At 40.2% G+C, this 793-nt stretch carries 1 pseudogene; it reads right to left on the reverse strand.

The features are described 5' to 3' along the window. A pseudogene (locus ACFINS_RS10040) lies at positions 1–695 on the reverse strand (autotransporter outer membrane beta-barrel domain-containing protein); the annotation flags it as partial. Positions 696–793: the final 98 nt, after the last annotated feature.

The raw sequence follows: 793 nt of genomic DNA on the forward strand, positions 1-793 counted from the left end.
AGCTGTTCTCCACCATAAATTTTGGTTCCTTCTACTTTTCCTCCATTCCCAACACTTTGCTGCCCCCCTTCTTTAACGACAGCATTTTTTGAAAAGCCTTGTTTTCCTTTTAAAGCCTGAACATTTTCAGTCCCACCCTGTTCAATTTTGCTATTCTCACTGAGACCTCCCGCATAAACATAAATCTCTGCGCCATTCCTCACAGTGTTATTGATGGACTGCCCCGGACTATCTATTTCACCATCATTTGAAATGTAAGCTTTTCCATTATGATCGAGTACAAAATTTTCCAGACGCGCCCCATTTTTAACAAAGATGAGTTCAGGACTTTTAAGTACAGGAATACTTCTTCTTTGCGCATTCTGCACAGCATTGCCACCACTCTTGCTCTCAAGTCCTTGTATTTTTCTGACCAATGTTCCAGAGCTGTTCTTCATGGTAAGACCACTAAGCATTTCCAAAGCGTCTACCCCCTTGTTCATCCCAAAAAGGATATTCTTGTCAGGTGTTCCAAGTATACAATTTCCTGTTCTTACATCCTCATTATCTTGAGTATGCAATGTTTTTTCATTTTCATTATAGCTTGAAGGTTGACACAAAAGCCATGACCTCCCCTCCTCACCCGCAACAGCTACTTGTACAAAACAGCTACTGACTATAAGCACCCAATAACTCCGTTTCCACTTATATCGCATAACTACATCCTCCCCCTTTATATCTGGATAGATACAAAGCGTAATTAGCTCTGCAAAACCTATTTTCAACCTAACATTGTCATAATTCTCTTTAACGT

This window comes from Bartonella sp. AA2SXKL, from assembly GCF_042197205.1.
Taxonomy (GTDB): Bacteria; Pseudomonadota; Alphaproteobacteria; order Rhizobiales; family Rhizobiaceae; genus Bartonella.